The following is a 20,182-nucleotide window of genomic DNA, read 5'->3' as shown; positions in this document are numbered from 1 at the left end:
CCTTTCTTTCCCTGATGGCGCGGCATAGTCTGACCCGCGAATCCGCATGGGCGACAGCCCCGTCATCACCCACAAGAAAGGAGATCTCATGGCGGTCAGTCCTCCTGTCTGTGAATTTGGTGCCAAGGCGCCCGCCTTCACCCTGCCCGATCCCGATGGGCGCATGGTCTCATGGGCCGATATCGCGGGGCCGCGCGGGACGCTGGTGATGTTCATCTGCAATCACTGCCCCTATGTGCAGGCCGTCATCGACCGCATCCGGCGCGATGCAGCAGATCTGCAAAAACTGGGCGTCGGAGTCGTTGCGATCTCGGCGAATGATGTCAGCCAGTATCCCGAGGACTCGCCCGGGAAGATGAAGGCGATGGCCAAGGAGCACGGCTTTACCTTCCCCTACCTCTATGACGAAAGTCAGGAGGTTGCGCGCGCTTATGGCGCTGAATGCACCCCTGATTTCTTCGGCTACAATGCGGCCGGAGAGCTGCAATATCGCGGCCGGCTCGATGCCTCGGGCCGCAATCCTGCGCCCCCCGACGTAAGGCGCGAACTTTTTGAGGCCATGGTGCAGATTGCAGAAACCGGTCAGGGCCCGCGCGAGCAGGTCGCCTCGATGGGCTGCTCGATCAAATGGAAGGTGTGAATGAACGTTTGTCTTGCCCCCCGCCCGGTTATCTTTGACCTCGACGGCACGCTGATCGACAGTGTTCCCGACATTCATGCCTGTGTGAACGCGGTCCTGCGCCTGCATGACATCCGGCCGCTGACACTGGATCAGGTGCGCGGCTTTGTCGGCGGCGGCGTCGATCTGCTCTGGCAAAAGATCTCGGGCGCGACGGGCTTGCCGCGCGAGGCGCATCGCGACCTCGTCGCCTCATTCATGACCCGTTATCACGGCGCAACCAACCTGACCCGGCTTTATCCCCATGTGACCGAGGCGCTGGGAGTGCTGGCTGATCGCGGCTATCCTTTGGGGATCTGCACCAACAAACCGCTTGGCCCCACACAAAAGGTGCTTGACCACTTTGGCATCGCCCAGCTTTTCCGCGTGGTGATTGGCGGCGACTCGCTGCCCCAGCGCAAGCCCGACCCCGCACCGCTGCGCGCGGCATTCGCGGCGCTTGGTGCCGATTCCGAACAGCCACGCGGCGTCTATGTCGGCGACAGTGAATTCGACGAGGAATGCGCCCGCAATACCGGCGTTCCGTTCCTTTTGTTCACGCGCGGTTACCGCAAGACCCCGGTCGAGCAGATGACCCATCAGGCTGCCTTCGACGATTTCGCGACCCTGCCCCTGCTTGTCGAAGAGGCGGCCGCCATCGCCTGACATCCTGGTTCATGCGACGCTTGACAGTCGGGCGAAACAGGACGATCCGTCCTTCATGGCGCCTCGCGGCGCAACCATAGCCGCCCAATCGAAATCAGGGAGCCCCGCATGGACCTGCGTCAACTGACCCCCGATCTTGCCGTCTCGGCCCAGATCCAACCCGAGGATCTGCCCGCTCTGGCCGAGGCCGGGTTCCGTGTGCTCATCAACAACCGCCCCGATCAGGAAGTCGGACCGGACGAGGATCACGAGGCGATGCGTGCCGCAGCCGAGGCCGCAGGGCTTGCCTATCATTATAACCCCTTCGTTCCCGGCCAGATCACACCCGAAATGATCGCGGCACAGGCCGAGGCGCTGGCCACCCCCGGACCGAAACTTGCCTATTGTCGCTCGGGCAACCGCTCGACCGTCCTGTGGGCCCTGTCGCGCGCAGGCCAGGAACCAGTCGAGGATCTGCTGACCACGGCGGCCAAGGCGGGGTACGATATCTCAGGCATCCGGCCGCTGATCGAATCCCTCGCAAAACAAGAGGTCTAGGCGGCGACGGCCGGAACCTTTTTTACTTGCGGCGGGTTTTGTCAAAGACACCGTCCATCAACGGGATGGGGCATCTAACGGTCACCCAAGGGAGGGGAAACCGCCATGAACTCGATCATCTATCTTGTCGGCCTTGTCGTCGTGGTGCTGTTCATTCTCGGGCTTCTGGGACTGCGCTGACGTCGATTGGCGCTGGTGTTTTGCGGCACTCTGCGCTACCGGGGGCGCAAATTCTGACAAAGGCCCCCAATGGACATCCGCAATATCGCGATCATCGCCCACGTTGACCACGGCAAGACCACGCTGGTCGACCAGCTCCTGAAGCAGTCGGGCAGCTTCCGCGAAAATCAGGCCGTGGCCGAACGCGCGATGGACAGCAACGACATCGAGCGCGAGCGTGGCATCACCATCCTTGCCAAGGCCACTTCGGTCGAGTGGAAGGGCACGCGCATCAATATCGTCGACACCCCCGGTCACGCCGATTTCGGCGGCGAGGTCGAACGCATCCTCGGCATGGTTGACGGCGTCTGTCTGCTGGTCGACGCTGCCGAAGGCCCGATGCCGCAGACGAAATTCGTGACCTCCAAGGCGCTGGCGCTGGGGTTGCGGCCGATCGTCGTGCTGAACAAGGTCGACAAACCGGCCGCCGATCCTGACAAGGCGCTGGATGAGGTTTTTGACCTCTTCGCCAACCTCGGCGCAAGCGACGAACAACTCGACTTTCCGCATCTTTATGCCTCGGGCATCGGCGGTTGGGCGGATGAAGCCCTCGACGGGCCGCGCAAGGACATGTCGGCGCTGTTCGATCTCATCCTGCGTCATGTCCAGCCGCCCAAGCAGATCTCGCGCACGGACGAGCCGTTCCAGATGCTGGCGACGACGCTTGGCGCCGACCCGTTCATCGGCCGCATCCTGACCGGTCGGGTCGAGGCCGGCCGTGCACGTGCAGGCGACACTGTCAAGGCGCTGTCGCGCGACGGCCAGCGCATCGAACAGTTCCGCATTTCAAAGGTTCTGGCCTTCCGTGGCCTGACCCAGCAACCGATTGATGAGGCGGTCGCGGGCGATATCGTAACCATCGCCGGCATGTCCAAGGCAACCGTGGCAGACACGCTTTGCGCACCCGAGGTCGATGCCCCCCTGCCCGCCCAGCCGATCGACCCGCCGACGATCAGCGTCACCTTCGGCATCAACGACAGCCCGCTGGCTGGCCGCGATGGCAACAAGGTCCAGTCGCGCGTCATCCGCGAACGGCTGATGAAAGAGGCCGAATCAAACGTCGCAATCCGTGTCGAAGATACCCCGGGCGGCGAGGCTTTCATCGTCTCGGGCCGCGGCGAATTGCAGATGGGCGTTCTGATCGAAAACATGCGCCGCGAAGGGTTCGAGCTTTCGATCTCGCGCCCCCGCGTCATTTTCCAGGAAGAAGACGGCCAGCGGCTTGAACCGATCGAGGAAGTCATCATTGATGTTGATGACGACTACACCGGCGTCGTGATCGAAAAACTTACCGGCGACCGCAAGGGCGACATGGTCGACATGCGCCCGGCAGGCCATGGTAAGACCCGCATCGTCGCACATGTGCCGTCGCGCGGGCTTATCGGCTATCATGGCGAGTTCATGACCGACACGCGCGGCAATGGCGTACTGAACCGCATCTTCCACGGCTGGGCGCCATGGAAAGGCCCGATCCAGGGCCGCCGTCAGGGCGTGCTCGTCTCGATGGAGGACGGGGTCTCGGTCGCCTACGCGCTGTGGAACCTCGAAGAACGCGGCAAGCTCTTCATCGGCGCACAAGAACAGGTCTATCAGGGCATGGTCATCGGCGAGCATTCGCGCGACAACGACCTTGAGGTGAACCCGCTCAAGGGCAAGAAGCTCACGAACATCCGCGCCGCCGGCTCGGATGAGGCGGTGCGGCTGACGCCCCCCGTGCGGATGTCGCTCGAAGAGGCCATCGCCTATATCGACGACGACGAACTGGTTGAGGTCACGCCGAAAAGCATCCGTTTGCGCAAACGCTACCTTGATCCTCACGAGCGCAAGCGCCAGGCCCGCGCCGAAGGCTGAGAAAATAGTCTCCTGCAAAATCAGAATACAGGCTTCCGCAATAGCGGAAGTCTGTTAAGTTTCCAGATGCGTGGCGTCAGGAGTAAACGATGGAACGCCCAGGCAACCTCTATCAAAAACTGATTTTTGCAGCACAGTCATTTCTTGAAGAAACCGGCCGCATGCCTGCCGATGCAGGCGAGCTGGCCCGACACATTGATATGGATGAGGGGGAGATCCTTGAGGTCTTTCCCTCAGTTCAGGACCTGCACGAAGGTCTCGTCTACCACGCCGTGACACTGCTTAATGACCGGCAGAATCGCGACCTGGCAGACGCCAATATCACCGACCCAATCGAACAGCTGAACTGCTTTCTGCAGAGCTATCTTGACTGGGCCGACGAAAACCCGGTGTTTTTCGAGGTCATGGCCAGGGGGCTCAGCAGTCCGATCAAACCCGACGGCACGCTTCAACGTTACACCTTGTCGATGCGCGATCTCTGCCTACGCAAACTGCGCGAGGCACAGCAGCTCGGCATCCTGTCTGCGGATCTGGATATCGAAACCGCAGTGATGATGATGCACTACCTCGTCAAAGGCACAAACATGGTCTTTGCGACCCGCAGCATTGATCCATGGCTAAAATGTGACCCTCGCCCTTTCCGCGAACTGTCAGGGCACATCTTTTCCGAATTCATGCGCTACATGACCCAAGCCAACGCGCCGGCGAGTACCGAAAACGCGTAGGCCAAGGATCAATCTCAGATCTGGCGTTCGGGCAGGTTCACCACCAGCCCGTCCAGTTCAGGCGTCACCTTGATCTGGCAGGTCAGGCGCGAACGCACCGGATCAGGCTGCCAGGCAAAGTCAAGCATATCCTCTTCCATCGGATCCTTGGCCGGCAGGCGGTCTACCCATTCCGCTGCAACATAGACATGGCAGGTCGAACAGGCACAGGCCCCACCGCAATCCGCATCAATCCCCGGAACGCCATTGTCACGCGCTCCTTCCATGACAGTCATGCCGGGCTTGACGTCGATTTCATGGACGGTGCCGTTGTGCTCGATATAGGTGATCTTCGCCATGGGTGCCTTCCTTGGTTTTCCCTGCGCAAATAGGTCATCGCGCCAGCAGAGAAAAGCCCCAGATCGACGCACCCAGATGATTGAGCACAACCCCCGCTTCTTTCGTGCCCAAATATCCCGGGGGATGAGGAGCGGCAGCGACGAAGGGGGCAGAGCCCCCTTACCTCACGCCTTGCGCAGCGCGATCACCGCATTCAGCCCGCCAAAGGCAAAGGCATTCGACAACACCGCCTCAACCTTCGCCTCGCGCGCCTCGTTCGGAACCACATCCAGCGCACATTCCGGATCCGGCTCCTCATAGCCGATCGTCGGCGCGATCACCCCGTCGCGCAGCGCCATGATGCAGGCCAGCAGCTCGACCGCTCCCGTCCCGCCAATCAGATGACCATGCATCGACTTGGTCGACGAGATCATCAGCCGGTCGGCATGATGACCAAAAGCATGGGCAACCGCCGCGCATTCGGTCTTGTCATTGGCAGCAGTGCCGGTGCCATGGGCATTGATATAGCCGATCTCGTCGGGCCGTATATGCGCATCCAGCATTGCACCGGCAATGGTACGCTGCGCACCGATAGCTGAAGGCATGACGATGTCCTGCGCATCGGCCGACATAGCAAAACCCACCACTTCGGCAAGGATATCAGCACCACGCGCAACCGCGTGTTCCCAATCCTCAAAAACGAATATCCCGGCGCCTTCGCCCTGCACCATACCGTTGCGGGTGGCCGAAAAGGGCCGGCAGGCGTCCTTGGACATCACGCGCAGACCTTCCCAGGCCTTGACGCCGCCAAAGCACAGCATCGCCTCGGACCCGCCGGTCAGCATCACCGTCGCCGCACCCGAGCGCACCATGTTAAAGGCAAGCCCCATCGCGTGGTTCGAGCTGGCACAGGCAGTCGCAACAGTAAAGCTGGGCCCCAGCAGCCCGTACTCCATGCTCAGATGCGAACATGCCGCATTGTTCATCAGCTTGGGGACGACAAAGGGGTGAACGCGGTTCTTACCCTCTTCGTAAACGGTGCGGTAATTTTCGTCCCAGGTGTTCATGCCGCCCGCCGCGGTACCAAGAACCACGCCAGATTGCGTGCCCAGCTCACCCTCGAAAATCAGGCCGGACTGCGCCACCGCCTCACGCGCGGCCAGCAGCGTGAACTGGGTGAACTTATCGTAAAGAACGATCTGCTGACGGTTGAAATAGGTCTCTGGCTCCCAGTCGCGGACCTGACCGCCGATGCGGATCGCCAGCCGCTCGACATCGCGGAACTCCAACGGGCCGATGCCGCAGCGCCCTTCCCGCATGGCCTCAAGCGTTGAGGGCACGTCGCGTCCCAGCGCATTGATGGTGCCCATGCCCGTGATCGCAACGCGGCGCATCCCATTGGCATGGCGGCCCATGATGACGCGGCCCAACATGGCACGCGCCAGCTTGGTGGCGGTCTTGACCTTTCCCTTGACCTTACCGGCCTTGCGTTCGGACTTGGGCTGCTTTTCGCCCTTGATCTTTTTGGCGCTCATGCCTTTTCGGCAACCAGTTTTTCCACGGCGTCGATGATGGCGCCAAGGCTGGAAATGTCGAAGTCCGACTTTTCGGGTTCATTGGCGTTAAAAGGCACCGAGATGTCGAAGGCTTCCTCGATAGCAAAGATGGATTCGACCAGCCCAAGACTGTCGATACCGATTTCCTCCGGCGACATTTCAGGCTTCAGCTCGGACGGGTCCAGCATCGCCTGTTCTGCGATGATCTGGATGATGCGCTCGCGGATTTCTGTCATCTCGGCCTCCGTTCTGTCCCGGTCAGGGACGATTACCTGCGGAAATGCTATCCCGCGCCGCCCTTGTCGAGCAGTTTCTTAACAGTTTCACGAAGCTCGGCCACTTGCGCATAGAGTCGCGGCAAACGGCGGATGTTCTTTTGCGCCTCAACATGGGTTTCCATCTTTACCGCGGGACTGCCCAGCAGCACGCGACCGGCGGGGGCATTGGTAAAGATCTTGGTCGCTCCGCCCGCAATCACATCGTCACCGACAAAGATATTGTCCGAGACACCGACCTGCCCGCCCAAGACCACGCGGTTGCCGATCCGGGCCGAGCCCGCGATACCGACAAGGCCGCATAGCAGGCAATCCTCGCCCACGATGCAGTTATGGCCGATCTGGACAAGGTTATCGATCTTGGTGCCGCGCCCGACACGGGTCGCGCGGATAGTGCCGCGATCCACGGTCGAATTGGCCCCGATCTCGACATCATCGCCGATCTCGACCCCGCCCAGAGAATGAATGCGGGTCCAGTGCTGCTGGCGAATCTCGTTTCTCGCGCCAAGGGTCTCGCGGATTTCCTCCACCCCCGATTTCTCGGGCGTGACAAAGGAAAACCCGTCTCCGCCCAGCGAAACACCAGGGTTCAGGATCACCCGGTCGCCAAGGGTGACACCATGGGCAATACGCACACCGGGATGAATCAACACATCGCGGCCGATCACCGTATCGGCCCCGATCGAAACATGAGACGCGATGCGTGCCCCAGCGCCGATCCGCACACGTGGGCCAATCACCACAAAGGGTCCGATGGCCGCGCCTTCGCCCAGTTCGGCGGTCGGGTCGATCACCGCAGTGGGATGGATGCCGGGTGCGATCCCCGGACCGGGGTCAAAGGCGCGGGTCAGCCCGGCCATGGCAAGGCGCGGTCGCGCGACCAGAATCGCTGCGCGCAGACCCAGCGCCTCGGGGTCCGAGCAGTCGGCCAAAAGCGCCATGCCACCGGGGGCAAGCTTTGCGGCATAAGCCTCGGTCGTGGCAAGCGCGATCTGATCTTCACGCGCCTGCCCGGCCTCGGCCGCTCCACGGACGATCAGGCTTCCATCACCCCACAGGCGGGCATCAAGGGCGCGGGCCAGTTCCGAGATGGTCAGTGTCATGCGGAGACTCCCCCTTGGTTGGGTTCATCTATTCATCCATGGCAGCAGAATCCAGCCCGGCCTTGACCAGCGCCGCATGGATCAGCGCATCACGGCCATAGATGTCGGGGAAACGATGGATCTGCCCGGTTTCATCCGGGAAAGCGGTGAAATAGACCAGATGCACAGGCAACGGAGGCCTGATGTTCAGATAGGTCTCGCGCCCTGAACGCAGCGCCTTGTCAAAGACCGCCGCCGGATCGGCGACCTGTCCGCGCAGCAGTTCATGTGCAAGATCAATCGGCCGTCCGACACGGATGCAGCCATGCGAATAGGCCCGGCTCGACTGATTGAAAAGATGCCGGGTCGGGGTGTCGTGCAGGTAAATGTTCCACGGGTTGGGGAACATGAACTTGACCTGACCCAAGGCATTGTCGTCGCTGGGCTTTTGCCGCATGCGATAGGGAAAGGTCTTGGCGGTGTATTGACGGAAATCGATGCGGTCGCGCGGGATCACGTTCCCCGCCCCGTCCACCACATCAAGATGGCTGACCGCGTTACGATTCGCCTGCAACCGGGGCAGATACTCTTTGACGGTGATCGAGCGCGGAACGTTCCAGCGCGGATTGACCACCATATATTTCATCGTCTCGGTGAATTCGGGCGTCTCGAAATCAGGCTTGGCTTTGCCGATTACGACGCGGGTCTCAAAGATCTCTTGCCCGGCCTCATAGATGCGGGCGTTGAATTCGGGCAGGTTTACCCAAACGTGGCGGGCATTGAGGTCATGGCCGTACATCCAGCGCATCCGCTCAAGCGCGGCCAGGATCGGGGCCGCCTCGGCCCCCGGGCCACGGTTGATCCGCGCTACGGTCCGCGGGCCGGCCACCCCGTCAGCCGGCAAACCGGCCGCCTGCTGAAAACCGGCGACGGCTTGCGCCAAAGGGGCATCAAAGGTCAGCGGGCTGCCGGCTGGCACAGCCGCAAATCCGACCGAGGCCAGACGCACCCGCAAGGCGGCGATGGCCGGGTCGCTCATCCCCTCGCGCCACAGTCCTTCGGGCACCTGCGGCGCATCAGAAGGGGCGACCAGCCGCGATTGCTTCGCCAACGCCTTGCGCAGCGCCTCGTAACGGGGGTCTTGCGAAGGCAATGCGGCCAGCATCGCCGCCGGATCGGCGCTGGTCGCAAACTCACGCAGCAGATCGCCCGGGCGCGGACGCAGAACCTCACGCTTGATTCCCGGCTCAACCCTGGCCGGATCAAGGATACCGCCGGTGATGTCGTGGCTCCAATCGGCAAAGACACGGGCAAAGCGGATCTCTTCCTCAGCGGTATCAACCCCCTCACGGTCCAGCTGCCGCAAGAGCTGCGCCCGATAGCGCGAAGGCGGCAATCCGTGCGAGGCAGCCTCGTCAATAGCCGCGATCAGGGCCGCGCGGCGTACAGCGCCCTCCGGCCCCGAAAACAGCGGTTTCAACCCGTTCGTCCCATAGAAATCGGCCAGCCCCGGATAGGCAGCCGCCTGCCGGGCAAGCAGCATCTCTTGTTCCGAGAAGGTCAGCCGCGGCGCGGGCAACGCTGCTACGGGTGCGGTTTCCAGCGCCTGGGCAATCGCAAGACGGGGCACAGCCGTCAGAACAGCACCCAGAACGGTCGCGACAACCGTTGCGCGAATCAATCCGGAGAGACGCACCCGACACATCCTTTCCCTAGTGTTGGAAATCTTCGCACCAGCCTGTTTTACGGTCCAGCGAGCCGCGACGTTTTCCCTGATCAATGATGCAGCGCAAGCACAGCCATGCAGAAACGTGGAATCGGGTTCCATCGGGACTTTCATTCGGCGGATTCTTGCCGAGAATGGCAAGTATCCGCCGCGCCCTGAATCAAACGCTTCCCTCGGGTCGCGCGCTGGTGACATATTCTTCACAGGTTCCGGCTAAACCGGGGCAGCCGTTCAAACAGGCGGCAAAACAACGAAAGCAGGACAGGCGATCTGACATGACGTTTGAATCTATCTCGCGTCGGGGCATCCTAGGTGTCTTCGCGGCGACGACGGTGGCAGCAGCGCCGGTTATGGCCAATGCCTTCGGACTTTTGCGTGGCGCTGGCGACATCCGCCGCATCCGCATGTACTCGGGGCGTACGGGCGAAAGCCTCGACACGGTCTATTGGGTCGATGGCAAGTATATCCGGGACGCTCTCAATGAAATCAATATCTTCATGCGCGACTGGCGGACCGGTCAGGTGATCGGAATCGACCCGCGCACAGTTGATATCGCTGCAGCCTCGCACCGTCTGCTGCAAACCAACGAACCCTACATGATGTTGTCGGGCTACCGCTCGCCCAAGACCAATGCGATGCTGCGTTCGCGTTCGTCCGGCGTTGCCCGGAACTCGCTGCATATGGTCGGCAAGGCTGCAGACCTGCGGCTGAAATCGCGTTCGGTTTCCCAAATGTACAAGGCTGCTTCTGCCTGCCAGGCAGGTGGGGTTGGCAAATACTCGCGCTCAAACTTTGTCCACATGGACTGCGGCCCGATCCGCCATTGGGGCGCCTGACTCGCATCAGATCAACTTGCAGTGATCTTGCTAAGACCCGCCCCTTGGGGCGGGTTTTCGCTTTTACTCCCTACCGCAAACGAGGCGGGGCAGCAGGGTCGCGTCGCACCGGTTCAGGCGCAGGCGGGGGTGGCGGCGGCTCAATAACCAACGCGCCCGCCGGATAATCACCTTCAGAAAACCCGATATCAACGCCACCCGGCAGCTCTGGCAGAAAGGCCAGCAGTTCGGCCAGCGCCTTGGCCACAGCAGCTTCATGAGCCGAATCAACCCCACGCAAAATCAATGCGTGGCGCTGTCCATCGCCATCCCATTCGGCCGAAACCAGGGCGAGCTGCCCGACCAGCCCCGACATATCGCCCAGCCGCTGAGCCAAGGGCTCGGCCAAAAGCGCGACCGCTTCTGGTGTCGGCGCCCCCAAAGCACGCGCCGCCTCGGTCGTTGCCATGCTCGGCCGCGCCTGAAGTGCCTGCACCAGCCAGCCCAGCACCCCGGCATCAAGCATCAATTGCGAGGGATGGCCGGGATTGACCAAAAGCCCCCGCCCCTCTTCGGCCAGTGCACCGGCGAGTATCCGACCCGGCAATGCAACATAGGCAACCGGGGCGCCAATGAACCCTGCCAGCCGCTCTTCCTGATCACAGGCCAGTGCAAAGCGGCCCTCGGGCAGATCATAGATCTGCAGTTCGACATTATCCCCCACCGGCTCGGCCACCAGTGCCGCGAACAGTTCGGTGTCGGCAAGACGCGACAGGATACGGGCGCGCGCGGGGGCGTCGGCCTCGTGAAAGGGGACCTGGCAAAGCTCATCCAGCGGGGTCATCAGAACCTCTCAACAGCTTGGCAACGGCGGCGCGCAGCTCGGGCAACAGCTCGGCCTCAAACCAGGAATTGCGCCGCAACCAGCCGGTATTGCGCCAGGACGGATGAGGCAAGGGAAAGATCTGCGGCGCATGATCGCGCCATGCAGCAACAGTCCGGGTTACCCCCTGTCTCGCAGCAGCGCCCAGATGCCAGCACTGCGCGTGACCTCCGACAAGCAGAGTGAGCCGCGGACGCAGCTCAGTCATCACCTGCTTGCGCCATGTTTGCGCACATAGCGGCGGCGGCGGCAGGTCAGCCCCCCTGGCGTCATAGCCGGGAAAGCAAAACGCCATGGGCACGATGGCAATGCGGCTGCGGTCATAGAACTCGGCCTCAGAAACACCCATCCAGTCACGCAACCGATCACCCGAGCGATCTGCAAAGGGCCGCCCGGCCAGATGTACGCGCATCCCTGGTGCCTGACCGACCACAAGAAGCCGCGCCCCCGGCTGAAACCACACCACGGGCCGCGGGCTGTGCCGCGTCGCCGTTGCCGCAAAACGCGGCGCACATAGACGGCAGGCGGAAATTTCGCGGACAAGACCGGTCAGTTTCGACATGATTGGCACATAGAGAGCCAGGGGCAGCCAGAAAAGGGGGGAGCGTTCACTATATCTCAACCCTTGATCGCCATGGTGGACAGCGCAATTACCCGGACATATTGTGCCGACCGCGGCAGCCGGGCCGTTCAGGCTCGGTCAGAGACAGTGTATATAGTAGCTATTGTGAACCTGCACTGAGGCAGGCGAAGGGATCAGGCCGGCCAGATGATCGAATTCGATAACGTTTCCAAGTCGTTCTGGACTGGAACCCAGCGCAAGGTGATCCTTGACCGCGCCTCGTTCCGGATCGAGCTTGGCAAGTCTATGGGGATTCTGGCCCCGAATGGCACCGGGAAAACCACGATCATCAATATGATGTGCGGGCTGGAAAAGCCTGATGAGGGCACGATTCGTTCGGATTGTCGCGTTTCATTTCCACTGGGTTTCATGGGCGGGATCACATCAAGCCTGACAGCGACCGAAAACGCCCGCTTTATCGCCCGCATTTACGGGCTCGACCCTGACTATGTCGAAGCCTTCTGCCGCTGGCTTACCGATGTCGGCGAATATTTCGACATGCCGGTCGGCACCTATAGCGCCGGTATGCGCGCGCGCTTTACATTCTCACTGATGTTGGCGCTGGAATTTGATATCTACCTGATCGACGAGGGGATGCCCGCAACAACAGACCCGGAGTTCAACCGCAAAGCCGGATCGGTGCTATACGAACGCCTGAAATCCGCCACCGTCGTGGTCGTCTCGCACCAGGCGGAAACCATCGAGAAGTTCTGCAGTTCAGCTTCCGTCCTGCGCGACGGCAAGCTTTATCACTTTGAAACCCTCGAAGAGGCAAGGCAATATTATGACTACACCGCCTAAGGCGCGCGCCTATCGCATCAACCGCGAAGAATCGGTTCTGGCGACCGGCACGGCCTCGCGCGCAGTCGAAACGGCTCGCAAGGTACAGGTGCAGGTTCACAAGCACAATCCGCCCCCCGCGCCCGGAAAGGCGCCGGAGCAACTCTTCAGCACCAACGAGGATGGGTTTGGCGACATGCGCTTTCCCGGTGCGGAGCCGAAACCGGCCAAAGCCGTCGAGCGCCCGCCGGACGCCTTGATAGAAGAGCAGATCGCCGCAGTGCGGGCAGAAAACCTGACCGACCGCCAGCTGCGCATGGCCCGCCGCATCGCTGCCATGCACGAGATCGAGGTTCAGTCGGACTACGAGGCCGTCGTGCGTCTGCGCGAACGCGGCATCGACCCCTTTCACCGCGCCTCGGTTGGCAAACTGCTGTCCGAAGAGGGCGCACGGCTGCAAGGCCCGGACCATCCGGACAGGAAAGGCGGCTCCAATATGCCGGTCCCCGCCCCGAACGGCGGACGCCGCCGCGGGACCGAAATCGTTCCGGTACCACCCGGCGGACCCCAGCTTCCTTCCCGCGAGGCGATGACCGAGGATCGCCGCGCCGCCGAGATCCTGCGGATCCAGCAGGACATCGCCCGCCGTCGCCGACGCAAGCTGATCATGCTGTTCCTGCGCCTAGCGGCTTTCGTCGGCCTGCCGACGCTGATCGCGGGGATCTACTATTTTACCATCGCAACGCCGCTGTACTCCACGATATCGCAGTTCCAGATCCAGCAGGCTGAAAAGGCCGGATCCAGTGGTGTGGGGGGGCTGTTTGGCGGCTCGATGCTTGGCAACAACACCGATTCAGTCTCGGTGCAAAGCTATCTGACCTCACGCGATGCCATGTTGCGGCTGGACAAGGATCTGGGCTTCAAGCGCGCTTTCCAGGCTCCTGAGATTGACCCGATCCTGCGTCTGCCCCCTGATGCGACGAACGAGCAGGCCTACAAACTGTATAAAAGCCTGGTAAGAATCGGCTACGACCCCACCGAGGGCGTGATCAACATGGAGGTGATCGCCCCCAATGCGAACCTCAGCCAGGAATTTTCTATGGCCCTGATAAAATATGCCGAGGGTCAGGTAGACCAGATGACCGCCCGTCTACGCTCTGATCAGATGAAGGGCTCGATCGAAAGCTATGAGGACGCCGAAGCGAAGGTGCAGCAGGCGCAGCGCCGCGTTCAGGAATTGCAGCAAAAGCTGGGTGTACTTGATCCCGCGGCCGAGGGTTCGGTGATCATGAACCGGATTGCTGAACTTGAACGCCAGATCTCCGGGAAAAAGCTTGAGCTGGGGCAGTTGCTGTCCAACGAGCAACCCAACCAAAGCCGTGTTGCGGGGGTCAGGGGCGATATCAGCCGGCTTGAAGAGATGTTGGCCGAGACGCGCGATCAGCTGACCGAGGGCGATGACGCCCGCGGTTCTTTGGCTGCGATTTCGGGTGAAATCCGCATCGCAGAATCTGATCTGCTTACCCGGCAGGAACTGCTGGCCACCGCCGCTGCACAGATGGAAGCTGCGCGGGTCGAAGCGAACAAGCAGGTGCGTTATCTTTCCCTTTCGGTCGCACCTGTCCCCCCGGACGAGGCGACCTATCCTAAAGCACTTCAAAATACGATCGTGGCGCTCCTGATCTTTTCGGGAATTTACCTGATGCTTTCGCTGACGGCCTCGATCCTTCGCGAACAGGTATCTTCATGAAACATGTCCAGGCTGGAAACGTCACCTTTGGAAACGATCTGCCGCTGGTGTTGATTGCTGGCCCCTGCCAGCTTGAAACTCTGGATCATGCTCTGATGATTGCTGAAACCATGGCAGAGGCATGCCGCAAGGCTGGTGCGGGGTTCATCTTCAAGGCCAGCTATGACAAGGCCAACCGCACCTCTCTGAAGGGCCGGCGTGGCATTGGCATTCAAGAGGGGCTGCGCATGCTGGAAGAGGTGCGCAGCCGCATCGGCTGTCCGGTCCTGACCGATGTGCATGATATCGAGCAGGCGCAAACAGCCGGGACCGTGGTCGATGTGATCCAGATTCCGGCATTCCTGTCGCGACAGACCGATCTGCTGCTGGCAGCGGGAGAGACGGGGGCAGTGGTAAATATCAAGAAAGGCCAGTTTCTTGCCCCTTGGGACATGCCCAATGTCGCCGAAAAGGTCGCCTCTACCGGCAATGAGCGAATCCTGTTGACCGAACGCGGCGTCAGCTTTGGTTACAACACTCTGGTCGCCGATATGCGCAGTCTGCCGATCATGGCGCGCACCGGCTGGCCGGTGATCATGGACGCAACCCATTCGGTGCAGCAGCCCGGCGGCCAAGGCGGAGCGTCGGGCGGACAGCGCGAGTTTGCCCCCGTCATGGCCCGTGCCGCAGTGGCCATCGGCGTTGCCGGCGTCTTTATCGAAACGCATCAGGACCCGGACAACGCGCCCTCTGACGGACCGAATATGATCCGGCTTGAGCGGATGCCGGCGTTGATCGAATCTCTGATACGCTTTGACGCGCTGGCAAAGTCCGATCCGGTGATGGAGTAATCAGCTGGCGGCCACTACTTTGGCCGCCGCAATCGCCTTGCCTGCAGCATGAGCCGAGGCCCATGCCCATTGGAAATTATAACCACCAAGCCAGCCGGTCACATCCACGACCTCTCCAATGAAATAGAGGCCCGGGATTGATTTCACCTGCATGGTCCGGGAATCAAGCGCCCGGGTATCGACACCGCCGACGGTAACCTCGGCGGTGCGCCAGCCCTCTGAACCGACCGGGCGCAGCGTCCAGCGATTGACCCGCGCTGCCAGCCGGTCAAGCACAGCATTGTTTTGATCAGCAAGGCGCGCACCACCTGATCCGGTCTCAGCGGCAATTGCATCAGCCAGCCGGGCCGGTAACCAGCGCGCCAGCGCAGTTGCTACAGCGACGCGCCCGCTCTCACCACGAAGCGCGCGCAGCTCAGCAGCCAGATCGGTGTCCGGAGCCAGATCGACTATGATCTGCTCTCCCGCCCGCCAAAAATTCGAGATCTGCAGAATCGCCGGCCCCGACAGGCCACGATGGGTGAAAAGCAGCCCATCGCGGAACCGGCTGCGACTGCGGCCTGCCCCATGGCTGACCTCGGCCGAGACCGACAGCCCGGCCAGAGGGCGGCAGAGATCCAGATCCTGCTGAGCAAAGGTCAGAGGCACCAGCCCTGCCCTCGGCTCGATCAGCGACAGCCCAAAGCGCGTGGCGATGTCATAGCCAATGCCGGTCGCGCCCATCTTCGGGATGGATTTCCCTCCCGTCGCCACAACCACCTGCTGTGCAGTAATCACACCTTGCGAGGTCGCTATCCTGAAGCCGCCCTCCGGTTCCGGTTCGACCCCCTCTGCCGTGATCCCAAGCCGTAGCTCAGCCCCGCGCATACGATGAAGCAGCAGATCGATGATCTGCCGGGCGCTGCCGTCGCAAAACAGCTGCCCGAGGGTCTTTTCGTGCCAGGCAATTCCCGCCCGGTCAACCAGCGCGACAAAGTCGGCAGGCCTGAAACCCGCCAGCGCAGAGGCAGCAAAGCGCGGGTTGGCCGAGACAAAGCGATCCGGCGCTGTAGCAAGGTTGGTAAAATTACACCGCCCGCCGCCCGAGATGCGAATCTTTTCTCCCGGTGCACGGGCATGATCTAGGATCAGGACCCGGCCCGCCCGCTCACTCAGCAGCTCAAGAATCGTACCGGCACAGAAAAGACCTGCGGCGCCGGCGCCCAGAATGACGGTGTCGACCTGTTCCATGCGCGGCGCATAGAATGTCTGTCAGCTATCCACAAGATTTTTCCTTTTTGCCTCTTGCACCCCTCGGACAGCTTGGCTAGATACCCCCACACAGTTGGGGCGTGGCCAAGTGGTAAGGCAACGGTTTTTGGTACCGTGTACCGTAGGTTCGAATCCTACCGCCCCAGCCAATTCATCTAAGTCACTGAGAAGATGGGATTTTATGTCCTCAGGGACGCAATCTTTCCGAACCTTTTTGACGGGATAGCCTAGATCAGCTCGTGACCTGACTCGTCATGGCGGTTGGGCGACGGACGGGGTTATGCCCCAAGAGATGCCCCAGGGTTGCCCTCCTTCGGTTCGCTGTCTGGCTCCCCTCTTGGAACGAAAGAGTGATCGTCGGCATCTTCGATCTACCAAGCAATGCCGTCACGCCATTCCTTGTGCTGTCTTATTAGTCAGAACAGATAAACCTCTCTTGCAGCCAGGCAAGATACCCAGCTAAGGTTTGCTGGAGTTTCCGTCTGTTATGTTGGAAGCCTCGCAAGCCTGCCGTACTGTTGGGGAACTGCTCATATGTCTTTGCCTTTTGGAAATACCGAACCGCCACGCACCGTCGAAGAGGCAATCGAATTCTGCCAATCCGGTCCAACGCTACGGAAGATCAAGGCGTATCTCGACAGCACCAGCCTGTCGGCTGATCTCAAGGCGCTTCTCTATGATCTGGCGGGGTTCACCGTAAAGATCGGCGAGGCCGTGGTGGCGATCGGACGGAGAATTCTCGGCATGGCCATGTGGCTGGTCGATAACATGCCGAACACGCTTCTTGGGGTGGCGGTTGCGCTAGCCGTCACGACGCTGGTCGGGGCGGTGCCATGGATCGGCGGGCTACTCGCTGTCCTTCTCAGCAAACTCTTGCTCCTGATCGGGGTGACGGCTGGTGCAATCGAAGACATCCGGCAGCATGCCGCGAAGCAGGCCATGGATCGCTTCGCAGCACAGTTTGCGGTCTTCAGCACGGTGCGAGTATGACCGATCTGAGCGAAGAGGAACAACGCGCCGGTTTCGATGCCGTCAAGCGTGTCGTGGCGAATGACGTCAAATTCAAGGCACGCTTGGGGATCGGGGACGACGCCTATACAAGCCTGAAGGTGGTTAAGGGCTTCCGTAATCTGTTGGATGTTTCGGGGGCTGCTGCAAGTGGCGCGGCGGCGGCTAAGTCGAGCTTGGTCGCCACGACGTTCTTTGGCAAGACCGGGTTTGCAGCAGTGTGGGCCGCTTTGCCTTTAACAGCACCGGTCACCACGCCCATAGTCGTTGTTGCTGCCGCTGCCGTCGCCACCGGAGGGGCTTGCTACGGGGTAGCCCGGCTGTTCAGAGGATACAGCCAGTCGCGTGTGGACACCGTGCCAAGGTTCCTGAACACGCCCTTGGATCTGTTAGGCACATCGATTCTTGATCTGATAGGTGCCCTTTCGCTAAAGGTCGCCGCGATTGATGGTCATGTCGATACGCGAGAGGTTCAGGTCGTCAGGGATTACTTCGTGGAAGACTGGGGCTACGACCCCGACTATGTGGACCATGCTCTAGCCGTTCTCGGCGCTAACGATGACAAGTCGCGCCTGACCGATATGACGCGAGTACTTGCCGAGTTCGTTCATGGAAACCCGGACTGCAAGTTCGGAATCCTGCAACAAGAGATCAAACGCCTGCTGACCGAGGTCGCAGAGGCAGACGGAAGGCTGGACGAGCGCGAGGAAATGGCGATTGACCGGGTCATCCGGTCGCTCGATGAGCAGAATTCCGTGGTTGCCAGCCTGTCACGCGTAGCCAAGAGGACCAGTGCAGCGGTATCCTCTGCGACCGGATGGATCGGAAGCAAGCTCGGGCGGAACGGCAAGGCCGATCAGTAGTATCCTGCCCCTGCCCCTCAAGCAATGGCTGATACACCCAGAACTCACTGATACGTATAAGTATGGGGAAGGAAGGGAAGAAGAAGAAGAAGCATGGATAATCTCCTCGTGTATTCTCCTCCTTCTTAATTCTCTTCTTTCTTATCTTCTCTTAGAGGATGTTGAAAGGAACCACTTCTCTTCCGGTAGTATTCTCCCACTCCTTGAGTCTCGTCAGGTATCCCTCACAGCGTTCCGTCTCTCGGCATGTCTGGAAATCCAGTCGAACATAAGCAGGGTCATCCTTCCAGCTATCATGGTCCAATCCTAGAGCTTTGGCTTCCAAGGGAATTTCCCGACCGACCACCTCAACAGCAGCCTGCTTCATCGCTTCTTCTAATACTTTGCTGTGGGTATAGGGGATGATGGCACTGTCATGCACGGTCAGGACAGGCAGCCCCATGAAGGTACAGCGGTCGATCACCCGCTCCATGATCTGGGAATCGGTGAACATCAACCTGATGCCTACATCCGAGCAAAGGCTATCCGCCAGCGCCGGGACATGCTCGCTAAAGGCGTCGATGGTCTTTTGGAGGGTAGTATTCTTCAAGTGTTTCCCGGGATGTCCAGCCTTAAGCCCTTCCCGAAAGGCTGAGCAGGCAGAACGAGTATCCTTGGCATTCAGAGCCGTCAGCACCAGTTGCTTGACCAGCCTGCGTTGCTCATCAGGATCGGTATCGGGGAACTGTCCAGGGGGAAGCTCATAGGGATCAGGAGGAAGCTCCACCCCTTGCTGCGCTGCCAGAATCTGGATGTGCATGGCTTTGAAGTCGATCTCGACAGTCGGAGTGTCATTGATGAATATCTGTGATCGTAGCTTGCTATTCAGCCCCTGCCACCACGGCCCATAGAACCGCCCGTTCATCTCCCATGAACCCCGGCTGAATATTCGCCTGACAAGCTGATGGCGAGGTCCGACAGCGACCCTGATGTCCTTTCCCCTGTTGTCCTGCCGGACGACCCACGGCTGCTCCAGGGTGGGGATGTCGATGAAGGTCTGTGCCAGCAGATCGTTATAGGCCGTCAACACCTGCCTCATGCAGTGGGTGTTATCGGTGTCCTGGTATTCCACTGCACGACTATAATCCCCTTCACCCTCCTTCAGGATAATGCATTCCGAGGGGACTACCTGGATAGCTCGACCATCAACAACCAACGCCTCGAATCGTTTCTGAAGCTCCGTGCTGGCCTGTATCCTGCCCGTCCGGTTCCCCTTTGCTCCAGGGGCGGCATAGCTACCCGCCGATACTCGCACGAGACCCGCCGCCTGTAGCTGTTTCACCAGCACCACCAGATGCTTGGAAAGCCCCAAGGGGTTATAGCGGGATTGGCTATCCCATGCCCCCTCCGAGAAGGGCATACCCAAGCATAGAAGAGGATCCTCCTGCCACGCCAGATAAAGGTCCGTCACCAAGACCCGTAGCTGTTCGATATAAGGCCGTCTGGGTTTCTTGCCGCCCTTCTGCTTCTCTGCCTCCCCGGTAGCAAAGTGCTGGTTCCAGATATCCTGCACCAGGCTTACCAAGGCGGGGTCTTCCGTCCAGATCGTGGTGTTCAGAGGCCGGGAATGCTGAGGATCAAAGATCGCCTCCTGCTTCTCGTTGGCTGGCTCATCCCCTTGTAACTGTTGCTGCATCTTTCCCCCGCATCCGTGTTTGATGTTGTATTTGGGCCTCCGAACAAAAAAAGAAAAGTGGGTGATCCCCGGCGACCGAAGCCGCCGAGGAA

Annotated in this window: 20 protein-coding genes and 1 tRNA gene; 12 read left to right on the top strand and 9 right to left on the bottom strand. The window is 60.6% G+C overall.

The annotated features are described in order from the left end of the window. Nucleotides 1–88: 88 nt before the first annotated feature. From F8A10_RS04810 to F8A10_RS04790, 5 genes are all read left to right on the top strand, one after another. Nucleotides 89–640: a thioredoxin family protein gene (locus F8A10_RS04810; RefSeq protein ID WP_085502211.1), complete on the top strand. Its 552-nt coding sequence runs from the start codon at nt 89–91 to the stop codon at nt 638–640. Continuing rightward, a complete protein-coding gene (gene gph, locus F8A10_RS04805; RefSeq protein WP_010399119.1) occupies nt 641–1,324 on the top strand; it encodes a phosphoglycolate phosphatase in 684 nt (227 codons plus the stop codon). A 108-nt stretch (nt 1,325–1,432) separates the two neighbouring features. Continuing rightward, entirely contained in the window at nt 1,433–1,861 is a 429-nt protein-coding gene (locus F8A10_RS04800) for a TIGR01244 family sulfur transferase (protein ID WP_010399121.1), read from the top strand. Between the two features lie 249 nt (nt 1,862–2,110). Further along, entirely contained in the window at nt 2,111–3,931 is a 1,821-nt protein-coding gene (gene typA / locus F8A10_RS04795) for a translational GTPase TypA (protein WP_010399124.1), read from the top strand. Between the two features lie 89 nt (nt 3,932–4,020). After that, nucleotides 4,021–4,656, top strand: coding sequence for a TetR/AcrR family transcriptional regulator (locus F8A10_RS04790; RefSeq protein ID WP_010399126.1), 636 nt, complete (start codon nt 4,021–4,023; stop codon nt 4,654–4,656). Between the two features lie 14 nt (nt 4,657–4,670). Here the strand turns inward: F8A10_RS04790 and F8A10_RS04785 are convergent, their stop codons facing one another. The 5 genes from F8A10_RS04785 to F8A10_RS04765 form a co-directional block, all read right to left on the bottom strand. Continuing rightward, nucleotides 4,671–4,994, bottom strand: coding sequence for a 2Fe-2S iron-sulfur cluster-binding protein (locus tag F8A10_RS04785; RefSeq protein ID WP_010399129.1), 324 nt, complete (start codon nt 4,992–4,994; stop codon nt 4,671–4,673). Nucleotides 4,995–5,159: 165 nt separating this feature from the next. Beyond that, the gene (locus F8A10_RS04780; protein ID WP_085502258.1) at nt 5,160–6,368 is read right to left on the bottom strand and encodes a beta-ketoacyl-[acyl-carrier-protein] synthase family protein; all 1,209 of its coding nucleotides are present in this window, start codon (nt 6,366–6,368) and stop codon (nt 5,160–5,162) included. A 137-nt stretch (nt 6,369–6,505) separates the two neighbouring features. Beyond that, nucleotides 6,506–6,766: an acyl carrier protein gene (locus tag F8A10_RS04775; protein WP_010399134.1), complete on the bottom strand. Its 261-nt coding sequence runs from the start codon at nt 6,764–6,766 to the stop codon at nt 6,506–6,508. 47 nt (nt 6,767–6,813) lie between these two features. Further along, nucleotides 6,814–7,908, bottom strand: coding sequence for a UDP-3-O-(3-hydroxymyristoyl)glucosamine N-acyltransferase (lpxD, locus tag F8A10_RS04770; RefSeq protein WP_152366818.1), 1,095 nt, complete (start codon nt 7,906–7,908; stop codon nt 6,814–6,816). Nucleotides 7,909–7,936: 28 nt separating this feature from the next. Then, on the bottom strand, nt 7,937–9,583 hold the full coding sequence (locus F8A10_RS04765; protein ID WP_227493418.1) for a L,D-transpeptidase family protein: 1,647 nt from the start codon (nt 9,581–9,583) through the stop codon (nt 7,937–7,939). A gap of 305 nt (nt 9,584–9,888) precedes the next feature. On the opposite strand from F8A10_RS04765, the gene F8A10_RS04760 reads away from it, so the two are divergent. After that, entirely contained in the window at nt 9,889–10,449 is a 561-nt protein-coding gene (locus F8A10_RS04760; RefSeq protein WP_010399140.1) for a YcbK family protein, read from the top strand. A gap of 70 nt (nt 10,450–10,519) precedes the next feature. Here F8A10_RS04760 and F8A10_RS04755 read toward each other — a convergent pair whose 3' ends face one another. Both F8A10_RS04755 and F8A10_RS04750 read right to left on the bottom strand, forming a co-directional pair. Continuing rightward, nucleotides 10,520–11,272, bottom strand: coding sequence for an SseB family protein (locus tag F8A10_RS04755; protein ID WP_152366817.1), 753 nt, complete (start codon nt 11,270–11,272; stop codon nt 10,520–10,522). Beyond that, complete coding sequence (locus tag F8A10_RS04750; RefSeq protein ID WP_010399144.1) at nt 11,256–11,873, bottom strand: uracil-DNA glycosylase family protein; 618 nt, start codon at nt 11,871–11,873, stop codon at nt 11,256–11,258. Before F8A10_RS04750 ends, F8A10_RS04755 begins: the two co-directional genes overlap by 17 nt. A gap of 207 nt (nt 11,874–12,080) precedes the next feature. Here F8A10_RS04750 and F8A10_RS04745 point away from each other — a divergent pair, with 207 nt between their 5' ends. From F8A10_RS04745 to kdsA, 3 genes are read left to right on the top strand one after another with little or no spacing between them, the layout of a single operon-like run. After that, nucleotides 12,081–12,734 carry an ABC transporter ATP-binding protein gene (locus F8A10_RS04745; RefSeq protein WP_010399146.1) on the top strand — a complete coding sequence of 218 codons (654 nt, stop codon included), beginning with the start codon at nt 12,081–12,083 and terminating at the stop codon, nt 12,732–12,734. Next, complete coding sequence (locus F8A10_RS04740; protein ID WP_152366816.1) at nt 12,718–14,463, top strand: capsule biosynthesis protein; 1,746 nt, start codon at nt 12,718–12,720, stop codon at nt 14,461–14,463. The genes F8A10_RS04745 and F8A10_RS04740 overlap by 17 nt, the downstream gene beginning before the upstream one ends. After that, the gene (gene kdsA, locus F8A10_RS04735) at nt 14,460–15,293 is read left to right on the top strand and encodes a 3-deoxy-8-phosphooctulonate synthase (protein ID WP_010399153.1); all 834 of its coding nucleotides are present in this window, start codon (nt 14,460–14,462) and stop codon (nt 15,291–15,293) included. The genes F8A10_RS04740 and kdsA overlap by 4 nt, the downstream gene beginning before the upstream one ends. Here the strand turns inward: kdsA and F8A10_RS04730 are convergent, their stop codons facing one another. Then, the gene (locus F8A10_RS04730) at nt 15,294–16,523 is read right to left on the bottom strand and encodes a BaiN/RdsA family NAD(P)/FAD-dependent oxidoreductase (RefSeq protein ID WP_152366815.1); all 1,230 of its coding nucleotides are present in this window, start codon (nt 16,521–16,523) and stop codon (nt 15,294–15,296) included. A 95-nt stretch (nt 16,524–16,618) separates the two neighbouring features. On the opposite strand from F8A10_RS04730, the gene F8A10_RS04725 reads away from it, so the two are divergent. The 3 genes from F8A10_RS04725 to F8A10_RS04715 all read left to right on the top strand — a co-directional run bounded on the left by F8A10_RS04725 (nt 16,619) and on the right by F8A10_RS04715 (nt 18,415). After that, nucleotides 16,619–16,693: transfer RNA gene (locus tag F8A10_RS04725), tRNA-Gln, on the top strand. A gap of 385 nt (nt 16,694–17,078) precedes the next feature. Further along, complete coding sequence (locus F8A10_RS04720) at nt 17,079–17,534, top strand: hypothetical protein (RefSeq protein WP_010399162.1); 456 nt, start codon at nt 17,079–17,081, stop codon at nt 17,532–17,534. Next, nucleotides 17,531–18,415, top strand: coding sequence for a TerB family tellurite resistance protein (locus F8A10_RS04715; protein ID WP_152366814.1), 885 nt, complete (start codon nt 17,531–17,533; stop codon nt 18,413–18,415). The genes F8A10_RS04720 and F8A10_RS04715 overlap by 4 nt, the downstream gene beginning before the upstream one ends. Nucleotides 18,416–18,566: 151 nt before the next feature. Here F8A10_RS04715 and F8A10_RS04710 read toward each other — a convergent pair whose 3' ends face one another. Further along, the gene (locus F8A10_RS04710; protein WP_152366813.1) at nt 18,567–20,090 is read right to left on the bottom strand and encodes a hypothetical protein; all 1,524 of its coding nucleotides are present in this window, start codon (nt 20,088–20,090) and stop codon (nt 18,567–18,569) included. Nucleotides 20,091–20,182 lie beyond the last annotated feature (92 nt).

Source organism: Paracoccus kondratievae, assembly GCF_009301415.1.
In the GTDB taxonomy this organism is placed as follows: Bacteria; Pseudomonadota; Alphaproteobacteria; order Rhodobacterales; family Rhodobacteraceae; genus Paracoccus; species Paracoccus kondratievae.
This window is presented reverse-complemented; position numbering and strand designations above follow the sequence as displayed.